Genomic DNA, 25,669 nt, shown 5'->3' on the forward strand with positions numbered 1-25,669 from the left:
GTAAGAGTCTTTTTTCAAATTGTCAAAATTATGGTATAATCAAAAAATAAAATCAACTATCCCTCTATGATAGAAAAAGAAACAGAAAAAAAAGAAGAAAAAAAGCAGAAACATAAAGGCTTTACATTAATTGAGCTTATTGTTGTGGCTGGTATCATTGCTTTAATTTCCACTTTTGCAATTATTTCTGTAAGTAAGGCTCGAGTAGCAGTCCGTGACGCCAAACGCACTGACAGTGTTAGAACAACCGTCTTAGCACTAGAACAATATTATACTAAGCACAACTCTTACCCAACAGAGCTTATTTCTGGCGCTGAACTTATTGATAATGACGGGATTGTTTACATGTCAAATATCCCCTCTAACCCTACTCCACGTACTGACGGTGATTGTCCTGACACTGATTTTAACTATGAAACTTTTAATAATGGTCAAAACTACATGTTAACCTTTTGTCTTTCTAGTAAAACAGGTTCATTAAATCCTGGCATTAGTTATTACCAAAACAGTAGCTTAATCTCCTGTGGTATGCCAATCACTGATCGAGATGGCTATACCTATAATACAACTAATGTTGGTGGGCAATGCTGGATGGCAGAAAACTTAAAAACCAAAACTAAGCCTGACAGAACTCCTCTAACAAACCTTGAAGATAATTCAGAGCGAGATTGCATGTCCAGTACTTGGGATGAACGTGGTGTTGAAGCAGATTGTGACGCTGGTCGAGTTTTATACACAATCGAAGCCGCTACAAACGGTTTAATGGATGAAAAAGCTCAAGGTCTATGCCCTGATGGTTGGCACCTACCAACAGATTCAGAATGGCATACTTTGGAATCTTTCTTATCTGATTCAGGATCAGGCCCAGCCTGTGATCCAGAACGCTTAAATAGTGCTGCTTGTTCAGGCGCTGGAACAAAACTTCTAACCAATGGTTCTTCTAATATGAACATTTCATTTACTGGGATGAGATATTATGATAGTGGTGAACGGATTTATATGTTTATTGGCTGGAATAGCTTTGCTAAATATTGGAGCTCTACACATACAGAAAACACAACATATATCAGAGGTCTCGATGACTCTAATACTCTGCTTGTTTCACGTGATACATCGGATGCTATGTCTGAAAGTCTTCCTGTACGTTGTATAAAAAATCTTTAACTTTAATTTAAATTGTCAAAAATAAGAAAACTGAACCTTGAAACGGCTCAGTTTTTTACTACTCCATTTTCTGGAATAGTTTCTTTAAAAAAGTTTTTTATTTGGTCAAACTTATACATTCTTCTCTTATACGCCACATCATACAAGTCATTTATTTTATTATCATACAATCCAACATACATATATCTTTTCCCAAGATTATTTATCCTCTTAACAAGAGGCAAAATTTTTCTTCTTGAAGAAATGATAATTGCCGTATCATAAAGATCGTTAATAGCATCCTCAAATACGTCTAGTGTTAATAATGTATCAACACCTTCTTCTTGGAAATGACCGTTAACACGTATCTCTAAGCCTCCTTCTGGGACTTCATAGCCGTTATCTTTCATATAATCTATAAACTTCAATTTAGCTTCTTTAGCTTCTATTAAAGGTCGATTCTCTTGTCCTTGAAAAATTAACGGATAGCCTCGATAATATTTATTTAGGACACAATTTCTTCCCCCAGCAGCATCTTTCAAAAAAGATATGATATCAAATTTTTTACCTTGAAAAAAATTTTTCAGTTTTTCTGTTTCTCCTCTGAATGATTTAGAAGGGAATCTAACTTGTTGATTTATCATACTCTTTAATCTTTCTATATCTTCAAATAAGCTTTGCGAATCAACATACAAAGCATATCTTTCTACTGGAACATTTTCATTCCTTAGCTCAGTAGTGTCCTCCTTAACCGATTTCAAACTGCGATTTTTATACCGTAGTAGTGCAATTATAAAAATAGCAATTACATACAAAAAAATAATTAAGGCAAAAAATTTATGAGAAATTTGAAACTGTTCAAGCAAACTCAAATAACCTCCGATTGCCAGCAAATTATGTACCCACATTATATTATCTCCTTTTTGTTAAACAACATTTTTAAATTAATTATTAGACTACCAGCAATTCTAAACCCTGTCAATTTTTTTGTACCTGTACTATAAAACCGACTTTCAAGTCGGCTTTATTTTTTTCTGATATATCTTATTTTAATATAAAAATAATTCCTATATTTTTATACAGATTATTCTTTATTACTATTCACTGGTAATACCATCAAAATCTGACTCATTATTTACCGCTTCTTCTTTTGTTGATCGCACAATTCCGTCTTTATGATGAGCCGGTGAATAAATAGTATATAATTTTAAGTCCTCAGTTTCTGAAACATTAATTACGTTATGTCGAGCACCAGCCGGCACCACTACAGAAAAACCATCGTTAACTTCATACTCTGTTTCATCAATTATACATTTACCAGTGCCTTTCTCAAATCGGAAAAACTGATCATTGTCAGCATGTATTTCAAAACCAATCTCCTCCTTGGGAGGTAATGACATTAAGACTAATTGACTATGTTTTCCAGTATAGAGCACCTTACGAAAATTATTATTTGCAATAGTTTCCTTTTCAATATTTAAACAAAATCCTTTCATATAGTTATTATTTAGGTAATAAGAGTTCTCGACAACCGACGAGAAGCCAAAATTTAATTAATAAAGTAAAGAGATAAATGAAAGAGAGTAAAACATTACTAAGCTATTAATTCATGAAGCCTACATAATACCATATTCAACTATATATTCGTTAGGCATTAATAATTTCATCAGTATGAACAATCCGACGCTTTGAAGTTTTGATGGTGGGCAATCCGTTTAGTAATAAATAACCCTGCCATTTTTTCCCATCAAGTGAAAGCTGAAGATGTGGTAGATCAATTAAGTGAGGCTCATTAACAACATCAAATAATTTAAATTTTCCTTCAGCAAGAATATAGCTTTCCTCATCAGTCGTGTATCGTGAAAAAACTAAAATCTGGCCAATATGTTTTGCCCACAACCAGATATATCGTCGCTTATTTAAATACAAAATTGTGACATGGTGTTTTGTGCCAACTAATTGATACGTCCCTTGCTCAATAAGTTTGATCATAGATTTTACCTCCCAATTTTTTATCTATTAAATGTTATTTTTCTCTCTGCTCCAACTACCAATACTACCCCTTATATATCTAGACTTTTTTTGATAATTGCTGGAGTCTTCGTGTGGCCAAAATAAAAATTAAAATATAGAAAATTAGTCCATAGGCACAAGTGGGCAATCCAAGACTATATGCACTAGTACCATTAAATAGTCGAATAATTTCTGGAACCGTGAAGTAACCAGCAAATATAATTCCGATTAAGGAAACAACTATTTGAAACCAATATATTAATTTTGTTGATTCTTTCCATTGACTAATAATTGCCAAAATGAATAAAACTGTGAACATCCCAAAACCATACCAACACGCTGGGTAACCAAGAAAATATGGGCAAGGCTCATTAAGAGCACAAGTATTTGAAAGTAATTTTACCAAACTTAGATAACCTGAGAACAAGAAACCAGCTAATGTTAGAAAAAATATAGTCATATTGTTTATTTAACTTTCTATAGTAATTGTAGCACACCCCTGATAAATAGATAAAAGTTTCGGTTATTGTTTTTTCAAAAATAAATCAAATATTCTTGGAAAAACATTTTCGCGTACCATATAAGTTGGTCGGGTATCAACCTCAATCTCTGAAGTATTTGTTATTCCATTTTTTCGAGCCACTTGAGCTCGCTCATAACGTTGCACCAATAATAAGATAGCATTGCTAATTTCCGGATGTGCTTGAAAACCAATACCAGACGTATGGCCATTATCCTTATACTCAATAATCTGTGTTGAACATACATCATTAAAAGCTAACGATTCTGAACCGGGAGGAAGTTCCTGAAGATACTGACCGTGATTGCTCATGATAAAAAATTCTTTATCTAGACCACTGGTAAGAAATGATTTTTGGCCATCATTCAATGTGAATTTGACTATACCACTTTCAGTAGCCGGATAACCATATTTATCTTTAAGATTACGAACTATTGAACCAGTCCCGCCATTTTTTTCATGCAATAATTGACCAAGAATTTGATGGGTTGCGCAAGTGACTACAAAAGGAACTTTGGCACTCTGTGACAAAGCAAAAAAATCTCTGAGGGATTCCTTGGTTTCTAAATATTGAGGCTGAGTTTCAAAATCATTTATTTCACCACCAGTTCCAATAATCAAAGAATAATCTGATGGATCTTTTGGTAGCTGGTCACCGTATACCAAGGAAACTTTTTTAAAACGTTCATCATCCTTTTTAAAACCAAACATATATTCAAATACATAAGGAATATATTTTGTATAATCAAAATTTTTCTTTACATAGTTTCGTCCAGTCTGAATCTTTACAAAGTAATCTAGAAGTTCTGTGTCCATATCAGCAATCCAGTCCTGTCCCATCGTTCCCTTATCAGAGGCATTTATCAATAATACTGGTTTATGTTTTAATATTTCCAAACTCTCGACCCTAGCGTTCATTTTCTCATGATGTGATCGTGTTCGTTTTAACTCGAATTCTAAAAATTTACGCTCTTCAGCATTAATTTTTCTTTCAAGCTCACTTTTATAAGCTTGTTCTCTTATATTAACTCTTTCAATGGGAGAGGGTATCTCCTCTATAGTACTCATATAATATTATTCAAATAATAATTTCGTTAGAAAATTATAAATACATACTGCACTGAAATTTTAACTTTTTATAGACTATTTGAAATCTGCGCCAACAGCCTGTTCAATTGAAGTATAACCATCTCGACGTAACAAATCTACTAAACCTTGGTTAATTTGAGCAATAAGTTGTGGTCCTTGAAAAATCATTCCAGTAATTAACTGCAGTAAAGAAGCGCCGGCTTTTATCTTTTCATACGCATCATTTGCGGAAAATATGCCGCCACAGCCAATAATAATAAACTCCCGACCCGTCTTCTTATAAATATAAGAAATTAAATTAGTTGAAAGATCTTTAACAACCGCACCACTCAGACCACCGCTATCCGGAACATCATGATCTTTTATTTTTTTATTGTGACGATTTTTTGTTACATTTGAACAAATAAAACCCGTTATTTGATAGGTTCGTGCAACGTCAATAATACCATCAAGCATAGCGGGATAAATATCAGCCGCTAGCTTAATAAACCATGGCCTTTGATCCTGATATTTTAAACGAGCATCCGATAAAGCAGCTAACAATCGTGATAAGGCATCTGGTTTAAGAAAGGGCTGTCCGCCACAGGTATTTGGGCAACTGATATTAATGGTAACATAATCACCAACAGTCTTCTCGGCAAAATATGTATAGGCTTGAACATAATCAGCAATGCCAAGAACCTCATCAGTGGTAGCAACAATATTCGTTTTAGCAATACTAATACCGATAGGGATTTTAAATGTTAGTTCAGACAAGGCCGTTGATATAACTTCGGCACCGACGTTCTTCAAACCATAGTTAACTACAATACTTTTTGATTTTTTTAAGCGCCATAATCGCCGACCAGGATTCCCCACACAAGGGCGTCCAGTCACGGAACCAATTTCCGCAAAACCAAAACCAACTTCTGGGAGAATTTGGGTTAATCGTCCATCTTTGTCAAATCCAGCCGCCAAACCAATCGGATTTGAGAAAAAAATTCCTTTAATCGTCTGACTTAACTTTGGGTTTTGATACAGAAAGGCTAGGCGGGTTAATTTCCTGCCAATGATTGAGTTTCCTAGCCAAAAACCAACAGCGAGCATGCTATCATGTACTTTTTCCGGATCTAGCAAAAAAAACAAGGGCTTGAGAAAACCACGATATACTATTGAAAAAAGATAAGCACGTAGACGAAAAAAAAATTCCATATATAGTTATTCATTTCAAATGCAACCACAAGTGCTTGTGTATAACTTCTAAAATGTCCATTTTTATTGCCTAAAAAATATCCTCGACTGATGCATTCTTGCTTGCTATAATAGTTTCACTGTTTCGATACTAATAAACTAACATAAAATTCTATGTCTGTCACGCCCTCAACTTCTAATAGTTGGTTTAAATTCCTAATTGGGTGGACACTTTCATTTTTGTTACGTTTAATTCCCTTTCGTCCCCCTAACATTGAACCAATTTTAGCCGTCCAGACCCCCTTCACAAAACAGTTCGGCTTTATTATTGGTTTTTTGTTTGCCTTTGTAAATATTGCCCTTTATGATTTCATTACTGGAAAAATGGGAATCTGGACGGTGATTACAGCTGGTTGCTATGGCTTCTTAGCACTTTTTTCCGCTTGGTATTTTAAACATCGCTCTGGAACATCTTTACAATATGCAGTTCATGCAATCTACGCAACTTTGATCTATGACGCCATCACGGGATTAACAATTGGACCATTATTTTTTGGTCAATCATTTCAATCAGCTTTAATTGGTCAAATCCCTTTTACCGCATACCACCTTATTGGAAACGTGACCCTTAGTGCCTTAATTAGCCCAGCCATATATCGCTGGGTAGTAACCAATCCTCACTTTGAAATAGCTAATTTAAAAAAATTATTCGTTCAGCCAAATTCAAATATATGAAAAAAATCCTTAGTGGCTCTATTGAAAATATAAAAAAGCGCGATGGAAGAGTAGTTCATTTTGATAGTACCCGAATTGAACAAGCAGTTGTAAAAGCTTTTATAGCAGCCGGTCAAGCCGCTGATGGATTTCCAAAAAAAATAGCCAAACATGTTCTTACTGACCTCGCTCGTTTAAAAAAAATTTCACAAGACAAAAATTTTCTACCAACCGTTGAATTAGTTCAAGATATAACTGAAGAAGCATTGATGACTCAAGGTTTTCATCAAGTAGCTAAAGCTTTTATCTTATACCGTCAAGAACGAACAAAATCTCGTCGCCACAAAGGCATTATTCCAGAACACGTAAAAAAATTAGCGGCCGAAAGTAAAAAATACTTTAAAAATCCTTTAGCTGAATTTATATACTATCGAACCTACGCCCGCTGGATTGAAACTGAGCGACGACGAGAAACATGGGTAGAGACAGTTAATCGGTATATTTCTTTCATGCAAGAAAATCTTGGTAATAAACTTAAACCTAGTGAATACAACGAGCTTCGTGAGGCAATATTGAAACAAGAAGTAATGCCTTCAATGCGACTATTGCAATTTTCTGGTCCAGCTGCTCGAAAGACAAATGTCTGTGCCTATAATTGTTCATATATCGCTCCACAAAATTTCCAAGATGTGGCTGAAATTATGTATATTTCAATGTGTGGAACAGGTGTAGGCTGGTCAGTTGAAAGCCAAAACGTACAACGATTTCCTCAAATTGAAATTCAAAACGGGAAAAAATTAAAACTCCATGTTGTGGCTGATAGTAAAGAAGGTTGGGCTAATGCCCTTGTCCTTGGAATGCGCACCTGGGCTGATGGGGCTGATATTGATTTTGATTTTTCAAATCTTCGTCCCGCCGGTGCACGATTGAAGACTATGGGAGGCAAAAGTTCCGGACCCGAGCCATTACAACGATTATTAGAATTTACACGACGAAAAATAATGAGTAGACAAGGTAAACGTCTACGAAATATTGATCTACACGATATTATCTGCATGATTGGTGACTGCGTAGTATCTGGTGGAGTACGTCGCAGTGCCATGATTTCATTATCAGATCTTGATGACCAAGATATTCGTGATGCGAAAAAAGGCCAATTCTATATTACTGAACCGCAACGATCTTTGGCTAATAATTCAGCCGTATATACTCATAAATCTTCTAGTGAAGAATTCTTGGAAGAGTGGATGGCGCTTGCAAAGTCTGGTTCTGGAGAACGAGGTATTTTTAATCGCGGATCTTTAGCAAAAACTCTTCCAAGTCGTCGTATAAAAGTTCTCAAAAAACACAAAGGCTATTTTGATATTTCAGGTACTACTATTATTGGTTTAATTGGAACTAATCCTTGTGGAGAAATTATTCTTCAATCAAAACAGTTCTGCAATTTATCCGAAGTTGTAGTCCGAACTGAAGATACTCGAGCAACGTTACTAAAAAAAATTCGTCTAGCAACTTTAATCGGAACTTACCAATCTTCTCTGACACATTTTCCATATTTATCAAAAGAATGGCAACAAAATTGTGAGGCTGAAAGATTACTAGGAGTTTCAATTACTGGTCAATGGGATTCTCCAATTATTCGACAAGAGGAAATTCTAAAAACTCTTAAGCAAGAAGCAATCCGATCAAATCGTCTATTTGCAAAACGCTTTAATATGAAAGCATCAACCTGTATTACCTGTGTTAAACCCTCAGGCACAGTTTCTCAATTAGTAGACTGTGCTTCGGGTATGCATCCTCGTCATGCGCCGTTTTATATTCGTCGCGTTAGAATTTCCGCCACTGATGCTTTATTCAAAATGCTTCGTGATCAAGGAGTTCCCTATCAACCAGAAATTGGTCAATCCGAAGAAACAGCCACAACATATGTTTTTAGTTTTCCAGTAAAATCACCAGCTGGATCAATTTATAAAAATAATCTTTCAGCGCTTGATCTACTAGAATATTGGAAAGTTGTAAAACTACACTATACAGAACATAACCCTTCAGTAACTATTTCTGTGGGTGAAGATGAATGGATTAGTGTAGCCAACTGGGTTTATGAAAATTGGGATATTGTTGGTGGTCTTTCATTTTTACCACGTTCCAATCACGTCTACCAATTAGCTCCGTATGAAGAAATTGACGAACAACGATATGAAACTATGAAGCAAAAATTTGTAGGCATTGATTTTGCGAAAATTGTCTCTTATGAAGCTGAGGATGAAACTGAAATGAAACGTGAACTTGCCTGTACAAGTGGCAGTTGTGAATTATGATAAAGTCTTTTTTTACTGGAAAAGGTGATGACGGAACAAGTGGTTTGTTTAAAATATCTCAGCGCCTTCCCAAAAATGACCCCATCTTTGATTTGCTAGGAACATTGGATGAACTTAACTCCTGGCTTGGTTTATGTAAGGCATACTGCCAAAATCTTAAGACCAAATATTCAGAACTGATCAAAAGTATACTTGAACAAACCCAAGAACATATTTTTATTATTCAAGCTGAAATTGCCGGGTCCAAGAAAGCATTAACCCACTCTGACCTTGAAACAATTGAAAGATTGATACACGAGATCGGTAAATCCCTAACTCCAGCACAAAGTTTTTTCCTGCCTGGTGGATGTGTTTTAAGTTCATATTTTGATATTACTCGAACAATTGCTCGACGATGCGAACGAATATTTATTAAAGCTCATGAAGGACATAATTTTAGTAATTACACTGTACTAACTGCCTACCTTAATCGATTATCTAGTCTTCTATATGTACTCGTCCGCTATATTAATCAAGCCGAAGATATTACGGAAAAATCACCGACCTACAATTCTTGATTTTAATTGTGATGCAACCTATAATTTCAATATATTGAAACTGCCTAAACTAATAATATGAAACCTGTTTTACCAAAAATCGCTTTTGAAACGAAATGCCAAAATATATAGAGTCCTCGCTAATGAAAAACGATTAGAGATTCTTAATAATATAAAACATCGTGAACTCTCAGTTGAGCAATTACTAAAAATTACCCGACTACCAAAAGCTAATCTCTCGCAACACTTAGCCTTACTTAGACATAGTCATCTTGTCCGAACTCGAAAAAAAGGCTTAAATGTTTTTTATACTATTATTGACGCAAATATCATTGAGCCGTGTGCTATTTTGCATCGTCTACGTCGAGAGAAAAAATTAATTTAAATTATTGAAAAAATTTTATATACAACAAGAGAGATAGTTTTACCTGAAACTATCTCTCTTAATTTTCTACTTATTTTCTGTTGATGCTTCTCGCAAATACAAATAAAAAGGAAATGCAAAGGCCAAGCCAAAAATAAAACTCCCAACAATTGGCACCCAAAAATATGTAAGGGGATTTTTCTTTTGCTGAATTAAAATATATATAATCAAAACAACCGCCGCTAGTAATGCATCAAGGGCAATCCCAGCAGCAATCTGGTTTACAAACATAGCTTGTCCCATTTTTACCAAGTCCATTCCGTTAACCATTGTCCAGGGCACAAACTGAGAGTAGGGCAAAATTATTCCTAAAAGTGCCAAAAAAAGATACAGATATTTCATATAGATAAAAATAAATTATTAGGTACATTAAATTAGGCTACTTCTTTCTTTGTTATCGTCATCCACCGATGTTTTCTCCAGGCAAATAAAGCCTTCATTCCAAGCCAAATAATTGGCGCCATAAGTCCGGTAGTAAGTTCAAGAGTTTCATCATAACGAGTACCTCCTTCTTCATCCTTGCTTAATACAACACGATGGTCCCAGAGTTTAATGGAAAAACCGGGTCCGCTATCAATAAGGACGGCTCCAGCGTCAGTCCAACTGGATTGTATAGAAAGCTCTTGCCAACCAAGGGGCAAAAAACCAAACAGAAACATATTCATACGATAATTACCACCATTCTGCCAACGCTCAGGAAACTCTGCCGGCTTAACTGCTTTAAAAACAACCAGTGGCCAAGCTACCCTCTGCATCATTGACGGAGCATTTAGTGCCTCAAAAACGCGCTCAATCTTCCAGGGTAGTAGTAGATTTGTTTTAAACATCATATAAGGAAGCAAAGATGAATTAGCTACTACATTTTTCTAAATAGCACTTTTGTATGTTACTAGAAAACGACGCATATCTTTAACTAAGACTGCATTCGGATTACACTTCAAAACCATACCATCAAGATACATAAGACTGCGGATAATTGAAAAAATACCTTTCTCAAATTCCATCCCAGAGTTAACACCAAGCTTAATCGTCAACATCATCTGCTTGGTAAGTGACACCTGACTAACAGTACTGTTGGTATAGTCTTTATAGAGATCAATAAAATCATTGGTGAACTTCTGAAAAATTGCCCCCTCAAGGCGTTTATCAGCCATTTCATTAAGCCAATGAGCACACTCGGGATAATCATAACGTGACAGTGCCTCAAAGAAATAGAAAAGTCCTTTACGTATTCTATCTCCAACTTGCCCGACAAAAGCTGTGTCTACAAAATAAAATGTCTGGCCATCATATAAAACATTTCCTGGGTGAATATCGCCGTGAAACTTACCAGCAATAAAAATATAAAAGCCTTGAATATAAAAGAGCTTGAGCATGTCATCATATGAGAACAAACCTTTGGTAAGTAATTCATCAACACTCGGCGCATTAATAAATCCGGAGACCATTACATTTTCGCTTGTTAGTTCAGAATATTGTTTTTGAAAGGAGAGCATAGAAAGATCAAACGTATCAGCATACTCGGAAGCAATCTGCTTTAATAGTTCTCCACCCCGGGCTTCATTGCGCAAGTCCAATTCAGCAATTGTATATTCCTCAACATCATTAAGAATCCCAATCGGATTACCAACTTTTTTTAATTTAGGGTAAAGCGATAATACAATCTTAAAAAATCTCCTGACGCGATGAACATCTTCTTCAAAACGTTCCTTGAATCGTGCTTTGATAAATTTAATTACCACCAAGTCACCATTCAAAAGTGTCGCCTTATACACTTGTCCAACTGAGGCTGTGGCTAATGGTTTCTCATCAATCTGAGAAAATTTATTTCTAAAAGTATCTCCCCCTTGTTCTTTGATAAGCGCATTAACATCTTCAACCGAAATCGGATTATTGCTTCGATACAATGTAGACAAATGCTGACATTTTTCCGGTGATAAAAAATCCAATCGCAGAGCATGAATTTGCCCTATTTTCACAGCCAATAGACCAAGTGATTGAATCTTATTTAAGTCAGGTAAGCCTTTTTTAAAATATAACTCTTTAATAAGCCAAAGCGACTGTAACGTATTCATACTGATTTTGAAATTAGATCAGCCGCAATACGACCTGACTCAATAATGGTTGGCAATCCACTACCAGGATGGGTACCTCCACCAACAATATATAGCCCAGGAATATCCTCAAATTTATTATGTGGTCGCAAATAAAGCATTTGCCCAACAGTATGAGATAAATTAAAAACGGCGCCCTTGTAAACATTGATCTTTTGCTCCCAGTCTTTTGGCGTAATAACACGCTCAACTTCAATATGCTTCTCAATATCATGCATCTCTGTTTTCTCAGCAATCTTTTTAATAACTTTATCACGATATTCTTTCTTAATCGCATCCCATTCAATTGGTGCATCAAGGTTTGGAACCGGAACAAGCACATAAATTGTAGACTTACCGGCTGGTGCCAAAGTTGGATCAGTTACTGAAGCATTTTGAATATAAAATGAAGGATCATCGGGTAAAACTTTATTGGATATCTCATTAACATTGCGATGATAATCCTTGGCAAAAAAAATGTTATGGTGAGGAATGTCGTATTTGATATCCAAGCCCAAATAGAGCATAAAAGTTGAACAAGAATATGATCGCTTTTTAAGTTCGGCATCGGTCCATTTTCCACGTGCAGCTTCAGGAATTAATTGAGTCATACCAGCTGCAAAGTCGGCATTCATAATAACATAATCAGATCGATCAACCGAACCATCTGCAAACTGAACACCAACCGCTTTACCTTTTTCTATCAAGATCTGTGTGACTGGTTTATTCAATACCACTCTGCCGTTCTCTTCTTCAACAATCTTGGCCATGGCTTCAGTAATTTTATGAACGCCACCAATTGGATGATAAATACCAAAAGCGTGTTCCATAAAAGATAGGATTGAAAACGAACCCGGACAATTCCAAGGTGACATGCCAAGATACTTTGCTTGAAACGTCATAACAATACGCATATCTTCGTGTTTGAAATACTTAGACAGCACTTTATACAAGGAAGTAAAGTTTTGCATAAACGGTAACGCCTTAAGCAATTTTGGTCTAAAATAATGATACCAACGTATATACGGTACTTTAAGACAAGGATACATAAGGTTAAATTTTCGGTTTTCTGCCTTATACCATCGATCATAACCATTTTCATCGCCGGGGAATAAACGAATAATTTCCTGTTTTAGTTTCTCTTTATCAGAATGCACCAAAAAATTTCTACCATCATCAAAATTTAAACGGTACATTGTATCAAGACGTTTCATCTCCAAATAATCTCCAACCTTCCGACCGGCAGCCGCAAATATTTCTTCAAAAGCCTGAGGCAACATGACAAATGTTGGCCCCACTTCAAAAATATAATCACCTGCCTTAAGAGCTGAGGTCCTACCACCAACCTGTGCTTGTTTTTCATAGACCACAACCTCATACCCTTGATGAGCTAAAATCATTGCTGAAGACAGCCCTCCAGGACCAGCACCAATAACAATTACCTTTTTTTGAGAATTATTTTTTTTCATATTGTATCGGACAAGTATTTTTACCAATTAAAGCATAAAAACCACACCAACCCACGAGTGCTTCAAAAACAGTGAAAGCACCTAGTAAGGCAGTAATTACCCGCAATTCCAGCGAAAAAGGGGCTAATAGAGCTAGTAACAATAACCCAACACCCATAGCTAGACGCAAATAACGATCAACTGAACCAATGTTTTTTTTCATATATATAATTAAGCAATCATTATAATAACACAGATAGTCAAAATAGATAAGATAAGCAAAAACTGAATTTAAGTTCAGTTTTAACTAATGCTGGGAATTATAAGGTAACATATTATAATTGACTCTACTATTAGTAATGAGAAAAATACTAAAATTATACCTATAATTAGCACATAATCATATGCCGAAGACGGTAAAGCCATCTAAAAAAGCAGGACATCTATATTTGACATTTTAAGAAATTTTATCTAATCTAAGGCTAGAACTTTAACATTTTCCAAACTTAAATAAATAATCATGAAAGAGATTAAAGAGTTTATTAAAGAGTTTATAGAAATAACACAAGTTCCTATTGGAATTGTTCCTAAAACAATAAGTCAATCTTGGCTAGGAGCAAAATTACCACTAACAAGCACAACAAATCAGGTCGGCAAAAACAATAATGATTTCTACATAGTCTCAACTGACGATGTCATCTCTGCCCTGAGAGCCCAAAATAAAAAAGATCTTGCCGAATATTTGGAAAAAAATAAAGACATTATTGGGCCAGATCGAGTTTTCAGAAAAAAACATTGCAAAAAAAGATTTGCTATGTTTCTTTCGCTACACTCTCATCTAAAAATAATCAGCAATCCCTCAGATTTAGCAATTTGTCTTTTCGCTAATGATGATGATCCACCCAATTATGGCTTTGTTATAACTCTTGGTCCAAAAAATAAGCATGAGATTATATGTGATTGTCCGCCTGCATTATCAAGAGATGAGGCATGCTCCGCTGTCAGAGACCTTCTTGAAATTTCATTAGATACATATAATGAGGTAATGAAAAAAGGTGAAAACAAAGAAAATGATTTAGTTAATTCACTTTATGTTGAGTCGCTTCAAGGTGACAATGAAGAACCGCTTTCCGATATATCTTACTTAAATCAGGAAAGGATAAATAAAATTATTGCTTCGTTGGAAAAAAACAATCAAGTAATAACTTATGATGGGTCGCTTGAAAATTTCTGACACGAGAAAAGTGAAAAAACTAGAATATTCTAAACAATGGCTCCGAAACTTCGGGGTCATTTATTTTTTATACATAATTCTCAAAATAAAAAATATAAATAAAAGTAAACAGATTATTACGGTGACAGCAATGTTTGGATATTGCCCAGCAAAACCACCGGCCGATTGATGCTTAAGTAATATACCAAGATAAGCCCATACCAGAACTAAACCATAAACAATATTTCTATCTTTATTCATCCGTACTATTCCAATAAGTGCACCAACTAACAAAATAATACTTGTCCAAATATAATCGGCCATACCAAATCCATTCCAGCCAGTGCTCACTAAAAATACCGTAACATTGGCAATCGTCGCCACAGTGATCCAACCAAAGTAGATGCTAAAAGGAGCCCAAATAAATATTTTTTCTATAAAACTAAATTTTTGCGTGCGTATAATATCAGCAATCTTAATAAGAAGAATTAAGAGTACTGCCATGATCATCACTGAAAGTCCGATATAATCATAGTGCCAGCTAAATATCCAAGAAATATTTGCTATAGAGGTGGCAATAAAAAGCGGATTAATCTTATTTAAAAGTTCTTCCTTCTTTTGACTACTTTTTATAAATTGGTGAACTACATATCCTACTAGTAACAGATAAATTAAACCCCAAATAGAAAATGTCAGACCAGCCGGCGCGAAAAGGTTAGGATAGGCATCAGAAATTTCGCCTGTTGAACGATTATTAATTGGCAGTCCGTTAGCTAGAAAATTAACTACAACCATAGCAATATAAGCAATGGTTGCAAAGATCTTGAGAAATATTCCTTTCATATATTTTTATTAGTGTAATACTACCTTAAGTCTGGTGTTTTTTGAGGTAAAAGTCAATTAGCTGCGTTCTTAATAGTATAAGAATCCAAATTTCTTTGGATTTGACAAATACATTAGATCATCTTAATCTATAGTCAAAATAAAAAAACTAAATGAAAGGAATGAAATAATGGACTTTTACAATGAAATCGCAATATCAATCAAAAGATACAGAAGCCTTTTTATGTTCTTGATCAACTTAGGATTGGGATATGTCGAATATCTTCTCGTATCCTATTTTATCAAGATCTTTAGCCTCTATTTGAGAAATAATCACGCCGAGGAGCTCACTTTTGTTATTGCATTAGGCATCATTATGCTTATTGTTTTAATAACAATTGTATTCTACCAATGGGCAGTAACATTAGTCCTAATATTTAGAGGAACTATAAGATCGAAAGAGGAAACTGGTCTTAGATGGATTTTTGAAAACTCTTTTATTATTGGAACATCATGCTTCTTTATTTCGTTCTTGATAATGGAAATTTGTATTTTCCTGTTTTTTCTTTTTAATGAAACTCTCAGCATATTCTGGGAAGTACCTTTTTCTCTATATGCAATTTTTTTGCTTTATGGGCTAATAAAAGGTATCAAAAAAGAATTCACAGATTTGAAATATAAAGATAGTATGTAGCCTCCTCAAGAGGAGGCAAGAATCAGGGACAAAAAAATTTTGCTCTTAAAACAAAGGCCAAATATAGCAATATATCTGGCTCTTTTTTTTAAAAATAATATTATAACTGTCTATAGTTTTAAGTCGAAAACTACATAAAAAATAAAAATAATATTTTATCAAGTTTACAGTTTTACAAACTATTAAAATCAGTATTGGAAATACCCATCCCTACATTTCGCATAATATAAAAAGCATCACTTGGTCTGCCGAGAAAATATCGCTTATTATCTTTTGGATTTATATACCAAGCTTCGCCTTTTCCTTCAACCTGAAGTAATATTCGACCGCGTTGAGCTTTCATAAAATTTGTATCTACTGATAATTTTCCTGCTCCCAAAGGATTGTAGTTGCCTAATAGTTCTGTTCTATCACTATGACCATCATCATCGGAATCAGCCTTATTCTTATTAGTACCAATTGCATCTTCAAATAAATCAGATAAAGCATCGCCATCTTGATCCGCTCCGGACATTTGTTCAACACCAATTGTTATTTTTTTTAAATTATTATTTGTAATTCCAACACCTTGCTCTCTCATAATTACAAAAGCGTCATGGGGACGTCCCAAATAATATATATTTTTACTACTTGGATGGACATAGTAGGCTTTTCCTAGATCTTCAGTTTTTAAAAGAATGTTTCCCTTCAAACGATTATATAACGCAACATTCTTGATCGCCCTTGATTCAAGTTGAGAAGCCGGAGTTGGCGTAACTTCAATAACTGGAGGGGTTGGTGTTGGAGTAATACTACAGGTTCGAGATAAAAGAGCTGTTTGATTGGTGGTCAATGTGCAAGAAGTTGGAGTGCGCGTAGCTACAGAACGAATTTGGGTACCGGCTGAACAAGCTCCCCACTCTCCATATGTAACGGCAGAACAACTTGGAATCACAATCTCTGTTGAACAAACAGTTGTGACTGGTTCTACTATATATACGGCAGCTTCTGTCGGTAAAGTTACATAGCTCGTTCCTGGGGTAGTATTATTTGAACACACAACAACCAAGCCACTTTTTTTAACTTTAAAAGATTTAACAGCTGTAGTATTAGCACCAACTTTAAATATTCCCGGGTTGGTAACAAAAAGCTGTCCACTATTAACAGACATATCGTTCGAAGTAGAGCCAGAAAAAATAATAAGACTGGTTGTTCCAGAATCAAGTGTAATATTAGAAATAGTAATATTACTATTGGCAGTAAAAGATGCCGACACAAAACTTGGTATTATAACTAAAATACCAACTAGTAAAAAGCTAAGACGTCGCATATATTTAGTAAATTACTCGCCAAGCATAGGATCCACTACCATCCTTTGCGCAAACTGTAACAGAGTCTGGACCCCCGGCATCAACTTGCGTAAACCAAAATGTTCCACGTACCGAAGAATCACACAATGGTCTTGATGTGGTTGTATTTAATTTTATCCCTCCATTTACTTCTAATCGTTGAGTTGGTGTTGATGTCCCAACACCAAACCGTGCCTCATACATACCGCCATTAGCGGCATTAATATATGAATCTCCAACGGTTGAAAAGGAAAAAGCTCCCCCAGGGGCTGAAGCGCTAATTAATCTTTCACTCAAAGCAAGAAAAGAAGTCCCATCGTCATACTTTCTAATATTAAGAAAAGCAACATCAGGACCTAATTGAATATCAGGGTTCATTACGCCACTGAATCTTAGATTGCCTTGATAAATTTCTAAACTTTGGCTTGGATTATTAGTTCCAATACCAACATATTCTGTATTATTCTGACGCTTAATAACAAAGTTTCCATTATGGACACTAACATCACCTTTCAACGAAGTAACTCCTTCTACAAGCAAAGTGCCGGCAGTAGCAATATCATTGCCTATGGTTGTTCCCGCCTGCACGACCATAAAGCCAAAAAGAAATATTGCAGCACAAGCTGAAAATACGATAACTTTAGTATTTACAAATAAATTTTTTATTTGCTTCATATGTTAAATTTAATTAACCCCTACAAGGGATCATATTATTTATATACTATCACTTTTAGAAGAATATGTAACCTTAGTAAAATCAAAAAACATTAATGAGATATAATTTTTATACGGCAAAGCATATTTAATAATACCTGTTATAAACACATAGTCGAAAAGATGAAAACTTAAGAACCTTTTGAGGGCTTTAGTGAGCAAAAAATTATCAATGAATAAACCCAACTCTTTTGTTGTGAATCGGGTTTTTCTATCTAGCAGAAATTTATGAGCTTAGAAGAGTGAATTAAAATCTTCATTTGTTATCCCAAAGGACATTTTTTTCATAATATTGAAAACATCAGTCAGTCTACCAAGAAAGTAGCGTTTACTATCATTAGGATTTAAATACCATGCCTCTCCTTTTCCTTCAACTTGGAGAACAAAATGACCCAAGTGTTGTTTGACAAATTTTAGATCAAATACTTGTTTGCCTATTCCAAGTGGGTCATAGCTATTTTCTATTTCAATCCTATCAACATAGCCATCACCATCACTATCCGCTTTTGTTTTATCAGTACCTAAAGCATCCTCTAAGATATCAGTTAACCCATCATTATCTTGATCCAAACCACTCATGGAAGCCACACCAACGGGAATTTTTTTAAGATCAGCATTGGAAATACCCACTGCTTGTTGACGCATTACTTCAAAGGCATCATTCGGTCTACCTAAGTAAAATATTTTTTTATCACGATGATGGACATAATAGGCTTTACCCGAATCATCAACTTTAAGTAAAATTTTTCCTTTTAATAAGTTATACAAACTATTATTGGAAAAATTAAACGACTCAAGTGGTTCATCAGGCGCAATAGGGGGATTTTGAATAACGGTCGGAGTTTGATTTTCAACCACTGAAATCTCTGTACTTTGATAGTTAATAGTTGCGGATAAAATAGCACTTGAGCCCCCTGAGGAAGTATAGAATTTTACATACACATTTTTTGAACCATAAGCACAGGGTGAGACTAATGAAGATCCACCAATAGAACATACATTCCAGGATTTAGTAGGAGAATATAGTTCAAGATTAGTGTTAGAAAAATCAACTGAATTTGAAACTACTACATGAGTTATATCCGGACCAGTATTAAATGAAAGCACTACATCTGGAGAGCTAGTACTTATAGCACCGTTGTTTATTTGAACAACAAGCCCACCTTCAGGAATGCGAGGAGGGTTAGAGAAAATAATCGATCCTCCACTAGGTTTTATATAAGCTATAGAATTATCAGTGGAGTCACTAGAAAAAAATATACCATTAGACGGGTTTAATACACCGCCGTATCCATTTGGTACACCCGAAAATTTTGTAACATTGTCACTACCACCGTTAGTAGTATAGATAATTGCATTACTAACTACATCTATTCCTTGTGGGTTAGATCCAGTTATTCCAATAATGCTCGATTCACCATCCTGTGTTATTTTACTAACGTTATTACTACCAGTGTTAGATGTATATACATTTAGACCGTCACTGTCTATATCACTCGGGGATGAGCCGGTTGTACCAAGAACGGACGACATACCACCCGGGGTTATTTTTGTAACATTGTCACTGCCAGAGTTGGCCGTATAAATATTGTCGCTACTATCAATCGTTATTCCTAGTGGACTTGTACCTGTTGTTCCAAGAATAGTGGAAACACCACCAGGAGTTATTTTTGTAACATTATTACTACCCGTGTTGGCAGTATAAATATTGTCACTACTATCAATAATGATATCACTCGGGGATGAGCCGGTTGTACCAAAAACCGACGACACACCACCTGGGGTTATTTTTGTAACATTATCACTGCCAGAGTTGGCCGTATAAATATTATCGTTAATATCAATCGCTATCCCTAGTGGATTTGATCCTGTTGTTCCAAAAATACTGGAAACACCACCGGGGGTAATTTTTGTGACATCATCACTGCCAGAGTTTGCAGTATAAATATTTCCACTACTATCAATGGCTATATCAGCTGGAGAGGTGCCGGTTGTACCATGAACTGAAGAAACACCACCAGGCGTAATTTTCGTAACACTGTCACTAGAAAGATTTACTGTATAAAGATTGCCTAAATTATCGAACGTTATGTCCTGTGGATTTGAGTCTGTTGTTCCTAAAATACTTGGTGTAAAAATCAATTCTGATATAGGGATAGTGGCAACTATTGTCCCACTGCCAGTAGCTGAAATCGCAACATCAAAACTTCTGTTATTAAATGGGGCAACTTCTGTGATAGATTCAACTGTTACGCCTGGCGCTGTAGATTGCGAGGTATTAATGTCTGAAATAGTGAAAGTGGAAAGATTAATAGCTGTTGCAAAAACTACTCTGAAAATCACTGGCACTGAGGAAGTTGGGTCAGCCTGACCTGATTTTTGATTAATTGTTACTGTAGGAATAGTCAAAATAGCTTGTGAATTATAGCCAAAACTGAACATGAACATTGAAAGTAAAAAAATTACTTTTATTTTCCTCCGTTTACTCATGATAAAATTGACCTTCATATATATTTACAATAATACCATATATTTTAGGTTGTTTCATCCTAGTGTCGCTCCAAAAGACATCCCCTTATTTAATTAGTACTAATCAATAAAAGCCATTCATAATTCGTTTAAATGATGCCCAAATCCGAATACTCAGCTACTTATTTTGGGTAAATTCGGTAAGTGTTTTTAAGGGTACTAGATGCTTAATTGTTGATAATTTAGCCACTTATTTATAAGCCAAAACAAGACGTTAGAAGATTATAAGATTAATGAATGATTGCGCTATAACCCCTTGCAATATCAAGTCTTTGAAGTGCATTATATTTACAAGATTCTTTAGCTTCTTGTGTTTTTGCTTCACTACATATCTTCAAAGTTATTTTAATTGATTCGGATTCAGGGAAATATTGTCGGAATGAGCCTTGAGAGCCATAACAAATTGTATAATCGTTATCAATAAAGTTATCGCAAGAAATACTATTATACGTATGTGGCCTTTGATAATAATTTTCATGTCCCATTCCTTCTCCTAATTTTGAATTTTCATGAAACAAACCACTTACACAGGCAGCATATTCTAAATCAGAATAATTCTTACAAAAAGATTTTATAGCTTGATCCACAGATTGATTATTAAATTCTAAATAACTATGACCAAGAGCATGGGTACATCCTAGTTTTATTCTTTTAGAAGTAGCTGTGCTGCATAATTTTATTCCTTTTTGTAAATCATTTTTGTTTATGAATTCCATTACATACCCATGGACACAACCATCTTTAATCAAAGCAGGGCAAGTATCTTCAATATGATCAAAAGAATATTGATTCAAAAAAAATTTATGACCAAGACGGTGAAGTGAAGCCGAATATATTCGAAAATCACCTCCCACCAAAGATAATCTTCTTAATGAGGAAAATTGAAAAAGAAGGGTTGCTGCTTTTTTTTGATTTGTATCAATTTCATTATCTATCTTTTTAGTAACACAAGTATTATCAACAAAAAAACTTCTACATTCGTAAACTACTTTTACTGCCTCAAAATGAACAATAGTTACAAAGGAAAGAATAACTACAATAAAAATTGAGAAAAATAGTAGCACCCTTTTCATAGAATTACTAAAAGACTATGGATGAAAAAACCAACTAATACACTAGTTACGTTTAATATTAACGAAATAGTAAGAGCCTGACGATAGTTCGTGTTCCTTGAAAAATAAAATATGAATTCAAAAATAATAACAGCTAATTCAATCGGCCAAAGATTAATAAAAAACATTCTATGACCTATCTGGGCAAGAGGATTTGATATACTATTGGCTATAATTACTTTATTAGTTGGGATTCTAAAATCTTTATTTTTAAATAAAAATTTATTTGCCGCTACTTCAACTAATATAGTTATAATCAAATTAATCAAGAAAATTAACATTCTACCTTCGATTTTTGAAGTAATTAACAACTAATAAGACTACAATAACAATTGTTATCGTAACAAAAAATAGGATAATTGGACGATCTAAAACTAATGATACATATGAATCAGCATAGGGGTCACTATTACGATTCCAGGGATCATCATATGGACCAGTGGCCAAATCAGCAAAAGACGCTAAAGGAAACATTGATAGTACTGCAAATAATAATTTCTTCATATTAATTAATTATATCAAATTTTAATACTATATAAAATATTTAGACGCTAGGGATTCTAAAAAAGAGAATAGGTGCAGAAGAATATTATCCGATAATGATATAGAGGATGTCCTGATCTCTAGACTTGCCTTCCAGTAAACAGGTAATAAAAAACTAAATGCGGAATGTCATGATCTCGTGCCTATATTAGGAAATTTTACAAAATCGTTTTAATACTTATTTAATTTCTACCATTACTTCATTCCTGGTCATCCATGGCGGAGTACCGGGTCCATTGTAGCCTGCATAGATTGGCATACCTACGACTTCTACTTTATCTTCACTTAATTTTGTCATTAGTATTTTTTTCATTTTTTCTATTTTGTCATCTGTTCTGTAGCCAGAGAAAACTATAGCGGCAATTTTTTGTGATGGAACTTCAACAATTTTTACTCTATTGTCATTTGGTATTGGCAAAGTCTCTAGTGTATATGAACGAGGCATACTAAATGAAATAACACGCTCCTCACCTTCAATGTCTACAAGTACCGGAGTGGTCATGGCAATATTTTCTGACACCGCCTTTTGCTCAGTGACGGGTGCGGTCATGGCAATACCTTCTTTCTTAACATTACCTCCGAAAATATAACCTGCCAAAATAGTAAATCCACTATTCATAGATTCTCTATACGATCCCTTTATTTTGGTCTGCGCCACAAGATGCGATGGATACTGTCGAATTTCATAGCCATTCATTTTTTTAGATACAGTATAATCCGCTTGTTCAACACGGGAGCTAAAAAATCCCCATGCAGTCCAAAGTAGTAAAATGACAACTAAAGCAATAATTGTATATATCATATTTTTAGACATACAGATGAGTAGTAGTTAATTATAATTATTTTAATTTTTCGTATCTCCCGAATACCTCTCTGAAACTTAGCTACTTGTAAATGGTATGGTAACACTTTATCAAATATATACGCCAACCCCTTATATCACAACCACAAAATTACATCATTAGATACTAGAAAGAATCTCCCGTTAGGACTATTTTCTTAATCATACTACTTTCCTTCAATAAATTTTAATGAGATTGAATTAACACAGAAGCGAAGGTTTTTTTCTGTTAGATGCTCCCCTCTAAATACATGCCCCAAATGTCCACCACAACGAGCGTAACTAATTTCTGTACGCACACCATCAGCATCCAATGTATTGACTACAGCGCCCTCTATTCTATCATCAAAACTTGGCCAGCCACATGTACTCTCAAATTTATCTTTTGAATTATATAGTGGTGCATCACACTGTCGACATACATATACACCCTGAGCGCTATTATTTACATACTCTCCTGTGAACGGGGATTCTGTGCCCTTGTCCCTTATGACGTGTGCTTCTTTTTTAGTTAAGGTATTTAATTTCATAAAAAATCTATTTCTATTTTTTTAATACTTAATTGATAGTTGATGGTTACAGGCTAATTCAATAATTAAACGTTCTAAATCTTTTTTCCAATAGTTGCAGATAAGCCTACTCTACGCTGATGATATTCTGTGGTTAAATCTTCTAAGAATCTTTGTTCTTAAGTATTAAAAAGAACATCAGGGAAATCAGAAAATAATTTTAAATTGTAGGTATAGAAACCCCAACGTTTATCAGGCTTAACCTGACAATACTCTTTAGATTCAATTCTAGCAAATACTCGTCCCTTATTAGTTATGCAGTAGCGGGTGGTTCGACCTCCTCCGGTTTTATGTAATATTCCTTCTTTTGTCAAATGAGATAACAATCTCTTTATTGTGACGAGTGAAACAGGAACACTATATTTATTTACATCTCCATAAATTTTTGAAGAGGTAGTATACTCACCATTCAACATGATTATAATAATCTCCTCGTGATAAGTATTAATTTTCTTATAATCGTGTCATTTTCGTTCTTCAATCATTTCATATTGATACGAATATAGCAATTTAACCTTAAATACTCAGCTTGCCTGGATATTAAAGAAATTTCAAAGATGCTTTAAAGCATTGCCAAGCTATTGAACCATTACGGAATCATTGACAAATACTAGTAAATATGATAATTTCTAGGATACTTGTTTTTTTGACAATTTGGCTATTTTTGAATGATTTACTGATCTTCTAACTAATTTAGAGGCTTAGGAAATCATTCAAAAAAATAAAAAGCCTCAAAAGGCGAAAGGGGAATAAAAAATGAAAAAAATAGTTGCGTTTGTATTGATAATGATTGTAACAAATATTTGTGGTGCCACCCCCACACTTATAAAATTCGTTCTTATTGGAGAGGAGAATTACCAAAAAACAATTCTCAAGAGCAAAGATCCATCTCTTGTAGAGAGCAATTTTATGATATATCCGAGTATGATGAATCATGGAGTTTTCCTAGATTCCGTTTATAAGCGGATTGAATCATACCCTCCTGTATTGCTACCAATAATCATTTCCACTTTTCAGAACTTCGATTACTTGAACAACTTTATTATAAAAGATACCGTGAGGTACCCAAAAAGAAATATACTCAACATAGTTATATCCTATGTTGGAGGAGGGATAACTTATCCGGTGGGGTATAACAGTACCTCAAAAATTGATACGAATATGGTTCTAGTAGGGGAGGAAATGATTCAACAGACTGGACATATGGAAATAAGCTACAATTTACATGTCCAGTTCCAGTACAATATATAAATGGATCTGGAATTGGAGTAACTCATTATATAATTGATAGTATATATACGTTAAATTATCCAAACCGTATATATTCTTCAATACTGTCATCACAGGCAGTGCAGGGAACTCCTATATGGATAACCCTGAAAAATACATTAGGTGATAGCGTGATAAAGAGATTAACCGTCGGAACTGATCACGGCGGTGGCACGTATGTAACAACAGCCCTAATTAATATGCCAGGGGTTTTTGTCTCAGGAACCGCTGTCGTTAACTGGCGAAGCGGGGCTGTTGTTTATATTGGTGCTGATCTTAAAAAAATAATGGACGGTCGACACTGTTCATTTCTTGAAGCTGTAGCTTGTGCTAAAGCTACAGGATCCAACAATGGCACCTGGAAACCCAAAAGTGGCTACGGACGGATCAACGTCCAATCAGCCATAACTGGACATTAAAAGGTTTTAAAATCCAAAGCCCGATTCAATAAAAAAAAATCGGGCTTTTCTTATTACCAAATCAACAAACTTAGGTGAATGAGGTATTCTCGGGACAGATACAAATACTAGAGGGACGTAAGTAATTTAACAAGATAATAGATCAATG

The 25,669-nt window shown here is 34.7% G+C and carries 29 protein-coding genes; 8 read left to right on the forward strand and 21 right to left on the reverse strand.

Going from position 1 to position 25,669, the window contains the following annotated elements:
* Nucleotides 1-66 precede the first annotated feature (66 nt).
* On the forward strand, nt 67-1,164 hold the full coding sequence (locus IPN41_04415) for a prepilin-type N-terminal cleavage/methylation domain-containing protein (protein ID QQS60323.1): 1,098 nt from the start codon (nt 67-69) through the stop codon (nt 1,162-1,164).
* A gap of 47 nt (nt 1,165-1,211) precedes the next feature.
* On the opposite strand, the gene IPN41_04420 is transcribed toward IPN41_04415, so the two are convergent.
* The 6 genes from IPN41_04420 to IPN41_04445 all read right to left on the reverse strand — a co-directional run bounded on the left by IPN41_04420 (nt 1,212) and on the right by IPN41_04445 (nt 5,956).
* Nucleotides 1,212-2,051 carry an NYN domain-containing protein gene (locus IPN41_04420; protein QQS60324.1) on the reverse strand — a complete coding sequence of 280 codons (840 nt, stop codon included), beginning with the start codon at nt 2,049-2,051 and terminating at the stop codon, nt 1,212-1,214.
* Nucleotides 2,052-2,240: 189 nt separating this feature from the next.
* Nucleotides 2,241-2,639: a cupin domain-containing protein gene (locus IPN41_04425; GenBank protein ID QQS60325.1), complete on the reverse strand. Its 399-nt coding sequence runs from the start codon at nt 2,637-2,639 to the stop codon at nt 2,241-2,243.
* A gap of 151 nt (nt 2,640-2,790) precedes the next feature.
* Complete coding sequence (locus IPN41_04430) at nt 2,791-3,135, reverse strand: hypothetical protein (GenBank protein ID QQS60326.1); 345 nt, start codon at nt 3,133-3,135, stop codon at nt 2,791-2,793.
* A gap of 79 nt (nt 3,136-3,214) precedes the next feature.
* Complete coding sequence (locus IPN41_04435; GenBank protein QQS60327.1) at nt 3,215-3,616, reverse strand: hypothetical protein; 402 nt, start codon at nt 3,614-3,616, stop codon at nt 3,215-3,217.
* Between the two features lie 63 nt (nt 3,617-3,679).
* Nucleotides 3,680-4,744: a hypothetical protein gene (locus IPN41_04440; protein ID QQS60328.1), complete on the reverse strand. Its 1,065-nt coding sequence runs from the start codon at nt 4,742-4,744 to the stop codon at nt 3,680-3,682.
* A gap of 75 nt (nt 4,745-4,819) precedes the next feature.
* On the reverse strand, nt 4,820-5,956 hold the full coding sequence (locus tag IPN41_04445; GenBank protein ID QQS60329.1) for a quinone-dependent dihydroorotate dehydrogenase: 1,137 nt from the start codon (nt 5,954-5,956) through the stop codon (nt 4,820-4,822).
* Nucleotides 5,957-6,109: 153 nt separating this feature from the next.
* Here IPN41_04445 and IPN41_04450 point away from each other — a divergent pair, with 153 nt between their 5' ends.
* From IPN41_04450 to IPN41_04465, 4 genes are all read left to right on the forward strand, one after another.
* Nucleotides 6,110-6,670: a hypothetical protein gene (locus tag IPN41_04450; GenBank protein QQS60330.1), complete on the forward strand. Its 561-nt coding sequence runs from the start codon at nt 6,110-6,112 to the stop codon at nt 6,668-6,670.
* Nucleotides 6,667-8,967 carry a ribonucleoside-triphosphate reductase gene (locus tag IPN41_04455; protein QQS60331.1) on the forward strand — a complete coding sequence of 767 codons (2,301 nt, stop codon included), beginning with the start codon at nt 6,667-6,669 and terminating at the stop codon, nt 8,965-8,967. The genes IPN41_04450 and IPN41_04455 overlap by 4 nt, the downstream gene beginning before the upstream one ends.
* Nucleotides 8,964-9,524 (forward strand): cob(I)yrinic acid a,c-diamide adenosyltransferase, encoded by a 561-nt coding sequence (locus tag IPN41_04460; GenBank protein ID QQS60332.1) that lies wholly within the window; start codon nt 8,964-8,966, stop codon nt 9,522-9,524. The genes IPN41_04455 and IPN41_04460 overlap by 4 nt, the downstream gene beginning before the upstream one ends.
* 85 nt (nt 9,525-9,609) lie before the next feature.
* On the forward strand, nt 9,610-9,888 hold the full coding sequence (locus IPN41_04465; GenBank protein QQS60333.1) for a winged helix-turn-helix transcriptional regulator: 279 nt from the start codon (nt 9,610-9,612) through the stop codon (nt 9,886-9,888).
* A gap of 66 nt (nt 9,889-9,954) precedes the next feature.
* Here the strand turns inward: IPN41_04465 and IPN41_04470 are convergent, their stop codons facing one another.
* From IPN41_04470 to IPN41_04490, 5 genes are read right to left on the reverse strand one after another with little or no spacing between them, the layout of a single operon-like run.
* Nucleotides 9,955-10,269: a DUF2834 domain-containing protein gene (locus IPN41_04470; protein QQS60334.1), complete on the reverse strand. Its 315-nt coding sequence runs from the start codon at nt 10,267-10,269 to the stop codon at nt 9,955-9,957.
* A gap of 32 nt (nt 10,270-10,301) precedes the next feature.
* Nucleotides 10,302-10,757 carry a hypothetical protein gene (locus IPN41_04475; protein ID QQS60335.1) on the reverse strand — a complete coding sequence of 152 codons (456 nt, stop codon included), beginning with the start codon at nt 10,755-10,757 and terminating at the stop codon, nt 10,302-10,304.
* 36 nt (nt 10,758-10,793) lie between these two features.
* Nucleotides 10,794-12,002: an AarF/ABC1/UbiB kinase family protein gene (locus IPN41_04480; protein QQS60336.1), complete on the reverse strand. Its 1,209-nt coding sequence runs from the start codon at nt 12,000-12,002 to the stop codon at nt 10,794-10,796.
* Nucleotides 11,999-13,489, reverse strand: a complete 1,491-nt coding sequence (gene crtI, locus IPN41_04485; GenBank protein QQS60337.1) for a phytoene desaturase — start codon at nt 13,487-13,489, stop codon at nt 11,999-12,001. The genes IPN41_04480 and crtI overlap by 4 nt, the downstream gene beginning before the upstream one ends.
* Nucleotides 13,476-13,691 carry a DUF2892 domain-containing protein gene (locus IPN41_04490; protein QQS60338.1) on the reverse strand — a complete coding sequence of 72 codons (216 nt, stop codon included), beginning with the start codon at nt 13,689-13,691 and terminating at the stop codon, nt 13,476-13,478. Before IPN41_04490 ends, crtI begins: the two co-directional genes overlap by 14 nt.
* Nucleotides 13,692-13,988: 297 nt before the next feature.
* Here IPN41_04490 and IPN41_04495 point away from each other — a divergent pair, with 297 nt between their 5' ends.
* Nucleotides 13,989-14,702, forward strand: a complete 714-nt coding sequence (locus IPN41_04495; protein QQS60339.1) for a hypothetical protein — start codon at nt 13,989-13,991, stop codon at nt 14,700-14,702.
* A gap of 60 nt (nt 14,703-14,762) precedes the next feature.
* On the opposite strand, the gene IPN41_04500 is transcribed toward IPN41_04495, so the two are convergent.
* The 10 genes from IPN41_04500 to IPN41_04545 all read right to left on the reverse strand — a co-directional run bounded on the left by IPN41_04500 (nt 14,763) and on the right by IPN41_04545 (nt 24,249).
* Complete coding sequence (locus IPN41_04500; protein QQS60340.1) at nt 14,763-15,524, reverse strand: tryptophan-rich sensory protein; 762 nt, start codon at nt 15,522-15,524, stop codon at nt 14,763-14,765.
* A gap of 845 nt (nt 15,525-16,369) precedes the next feature.
* Entirely contained in the window at nt 16,370-17,506 is a 1,137-nt protein-coding gene (locus IPN41_04505) for a hypothetical protein (protein QQS60341.1), read from the reverse strand.
* A 4-nt stretch (nt 17,507-17,510) separates the two neighbouring features.
* Entirely contained in the window at nt 17,511-18,200 is a 690-nt protein-coding gene (locus tag IPN41_04510) for a hypothetical protein (protein QQS60342.1), read from the reverse strand.
* A 273-nt stretch (nt 18,201-18,473) separates the two neighbouring features.
* On the reverse strand, nt 18,474-20,747 hold the full coding sequence (locus IPN41_04515; protein ID QQS60343.1) for a hypothetical protein: 2,274 nt from the start codon (nt 20,745-20,747) through the stop codon (nt 18,474-18,476).
* A gap of 251 nt (nt 20,748-20,998) precedes the next feature.
* On the reverse strand, nt 20,999-21,841 hold the full coding sequence (locus IPN41_04520) for a hypothetical protein (GenBank protein ID QQS60344.1): 843 nt from the start codon (nt 21,839-21,841) through the stop codon (nt 20,999-21,001).
* Nucleotides 21,838-22,140 (reverse strand): hypothetical protein, encoded by a 303-nt coding sequence (locus tag IPN41_04525; GenBank protein QQS60345.1) that lies wholly within the window; start codon nt 22,138-22,140, stop codon nt 21,838-21,840. The genes IPN41_04520 and IPN41_04525 overlap by 4 nt, the downstream gene beginning before the upstream one ends.
* Before the next feature lie 22 nt (nt 22,141-22,162).
* On the reverse strand, nt 22,163-22,384 hold the full coding sequence (locus tag IPN41_04530) for a hypothetical protein (GenBank protein QQS60346.1): 222 nt from the start codon (nt 22,382-22,384) through the stop codon (nt 22,163-22,165).
* 217 nt (nt 22,385-22,601) lie between these two features.
* Nucleotides 22,602-23,237: a heme-binding protein gene (locus tag IPN41_04535; GenBank protein QQS60347.1), complete on the reverse strand. Its 636-nt coding sequence runs from the start codon at nt 23,235-23,237 to the stop codon at nt 22,602-22,604.
* Nucleotides 23,238-23,431: 194 nt separating this feature from the next.
* Entirely contained in the window at nt 23,432-23,794 is a 363-nt protein-coding gene (locus IPN41_04540; protein ID QQS60348.1) for a methionine-R-sulfoxide reductase, read from the reverse strand.
* Nucleotides 23,795-23,952: 158 nt separating this feature from the next.
* Nucleotides 23,953-24,249 (reverse strand): hypothetical protein, encoded by a 297-nt coding sequence (locus tag IPN41_04545; GenBank protein QQS60349.1) that lies wholly within the window; start codon nt 24,247-24,249, stop codon nt 23,953-23,955.
* A gap of 340 nt (nt 24,250-24,589) precedes the next feature.
* Here IPN41_04545 and IPN41_04550 point away from each other — a divergent pair, with 340 nt between their 5' ends.
* Complete coding sequence (locus IPN41_04550; protein ID QQS60350.1) at nt 24,590-25,084, forward strand: hypothetical protein; 495 nt, start codon at nt 24,590-24,592, stop codon at nt 25,082-25,084.
* A 149-nt stretch (nt 25,085-25,233) separates the two neighbouring features.
* Nucleotides 25,234-25,521 (forward strand): hypothetical protein, encoded by a 288-nt coding sequence (locus tag IPN41_04555; protein ID QQS60351.1) that lies wholly within the window; start codon nt 25,234-25,236, stop codon nt 25,519-25,521.
* The last annotated feature ends 148 nt before the right edge of the window (nt 25,522-25,669 follow it).

Source organism: Candidatus Falkowbacteria bacterium (assembly GCA_016699775.1).
GTDB lineage: Bacteria > Patescibacteriota > Patescibacteriia > Patescibacteriales > Patescibacteriaceae > Patescibacterium > Patescibacterium danicum.

Excerpts from the sequence above, each read along its gene's own strand:
- IPN41_04540 (QQS60348.1), bottom strand. The coding sequence starts at position 23,794 with ATGAAATTAAATACCTTAACTAAAAAAGAAGCACACGTCATAAGGGAC.
- crtI (QQS60337.1), bottom strand. The coding sequence starts at position 13,489 with ATGAAAAAAAATAATTCTCAAAAAAAGGTAATTGTTATTGGTGCTGGT.
- IPN41_04500 (QQS60340.1), bottom strand. The coding sequence starts at position 15,524 with ATGAAAGGAATATTTCTCAAGATCTTTGCAACCATTGCTTATATTGCT.
- IPN41_04420 (QQS60324.1), bottom strand. The coding sequence starts at position 2,051 with ATGTGGGTACATAATTTGCTGGCAATCGGAGGTTATTTGAGTTTGCTT.
- IPN41_04440 (QQS60328.1), bottom strand. The coding sequence starts at position 4,744 with ATGAGTACTATAGAGGAGATACCCTCTCCCATTGAAAGAGTTAATATA.
- IPN41_04475 (QQS60335.1), bottom strand. The coding sequence starts at position 10,757 with ATGATGTTTAAAACAAATCTACTACTACCCTGGAAGATTGAGCGCGTT.
- IPN41_04460 (QQS60332.1), top strand. The coding sequence starts at position 8,964 with ATGATAAAGTCTTTTTTTACTGGAAAAGGTGATGACGGAACAAGTGGT.
- IPN41_04415 (QQS60323.1), top strand. The coding sequence starts at position 67 with ATGATAGAAAAAGAAACAGAAAAAAAAGAAGAAAAAAAGCAGAAACAT.
- IPN41_04425 (QQS60325.1), bottom strand. The coding sequence starts at position 2,639 with ATGAAAGGATTTTGTTTAAATATTGAAAAGGAAACTATTGCAAATAAT.
- IPN41_04455 (QQS60331.1), top strand. The coding sequence starts at position 6,667 with ATGAAAAAAATCCTTAGTGGCTCTATTGAAAATATAAAAAAGCGCGAT.
- IPN41_04515 (QQS60343.1), bottom strand. The coding sequence starts at position 20,747 with ATGAAGGTCAATTTTATCATGAGTAAACGGAGGAAAATAAAAGTAATT.
- IPN41_04435 (QQS60327.1), bottom strand. The coding sequence starts at position 3,616 with ATGACTATATTTTTTCTAACATTAGCTGGTTTCTTGTTCTCAGGTTAT.
- IPN41_04505 (QQS60341.1), bottom strand. The coding sequence starts at position 17,506 with ATGCGACGTCTTAGCTTTTTACTAGTTGGTATTTTAGTTATAATACCA.
- IPN41_04535 (QQS60347.1), bottom strand. The coding sequence starts at position 23,237 with ATGTCTAAAAATATGATATATACAATTATTGCTTTAGTTGTCATTTTA.
- IPN41_04545 (QQS60349.1), bottom strand. The coding sequence starts at position 24,249 with ATGTTGAATGGTGAGTATACTACCTCTTCAAAAATTTATGGAGATGTA.
- IPN41_04480 (QQS60336.1), bottom strand. The coding sequence starts at position 12,002 with ATGAATACGTTACAGTCGCTTTGGCTTATTAAAGAGTTATATTTTAAA.
- IPN41_04450 (QQS60330.1), top strand. The coding sequence starts at position 6,110 with ATGTCTGTCACGCCCTCAACTTCTAATAGTTGGTTTAAATTCCTAATT.
- IPN41_04430 (QQS60326.1), bottom strand. The coding sequence starts at position 3,135 with ATGATCAAACTTATTGAGCAAGGGACGTATCAATTAGTTGGCACAAAA.
- IPN41_04445 (QQS60329.1), bottom strand. The coding sequence starts at position 5,956 with ATGGAATTTTTTTTTCGTCTACGTGCTTATCTTTTTTCAATAGTATAT.
- IPN41_04490 (QQS60338.1), bottom strand. The coding sequence starts at position 13,691 with ATGAAAAAAAACATTGGTTCAGTTGATCGTTATTTGCGTCTAGCTATG.
- IPN41_04470 (QQS60334.1), bottom strand. The coding sequence starts at position 10,269 with ATGAAATATCTGTATCTTTTTTTGGCACTTTTAGGAATAATTTTGCCC.
- IPN41_04520 (QQS60344.1), bottom strand. The coding sequence starts at position 21,841 with ATGAAAAGGGTGCTACTATTTTTCTCAATTTTTATTGTAGTTATTCTT.
- IPN41_04530 (QQS60346.1), bottom strand. The coding sequence starts at position 22,384 with ATGAAGAAATTATTATTTGCAGTACTATCAATGTTTCCTTTAGCGTCT.
- IPN41_04510 (QQS60342.1), bottom strand. The coding sequence starts at position 18,200 with ATGAAGCAAATAAAAAATTTATTTGTAAATACTAAAGTTATCGTATTT.
- IPN41_04495 (QQS60339.1), top strand. The coding sequence starts at position 13,989 with ATGAAAGAGATTAAAGAGTTTATTAAAGAGTTTATAGAAATAACACAA.
- IPN41_04550 (QQS60350.1), top strand. The coding sequence starts at position 24,590 with ATGAAAAAAATAGTTGCGTTTGTATTGATAATGATTGTAACAAATATT.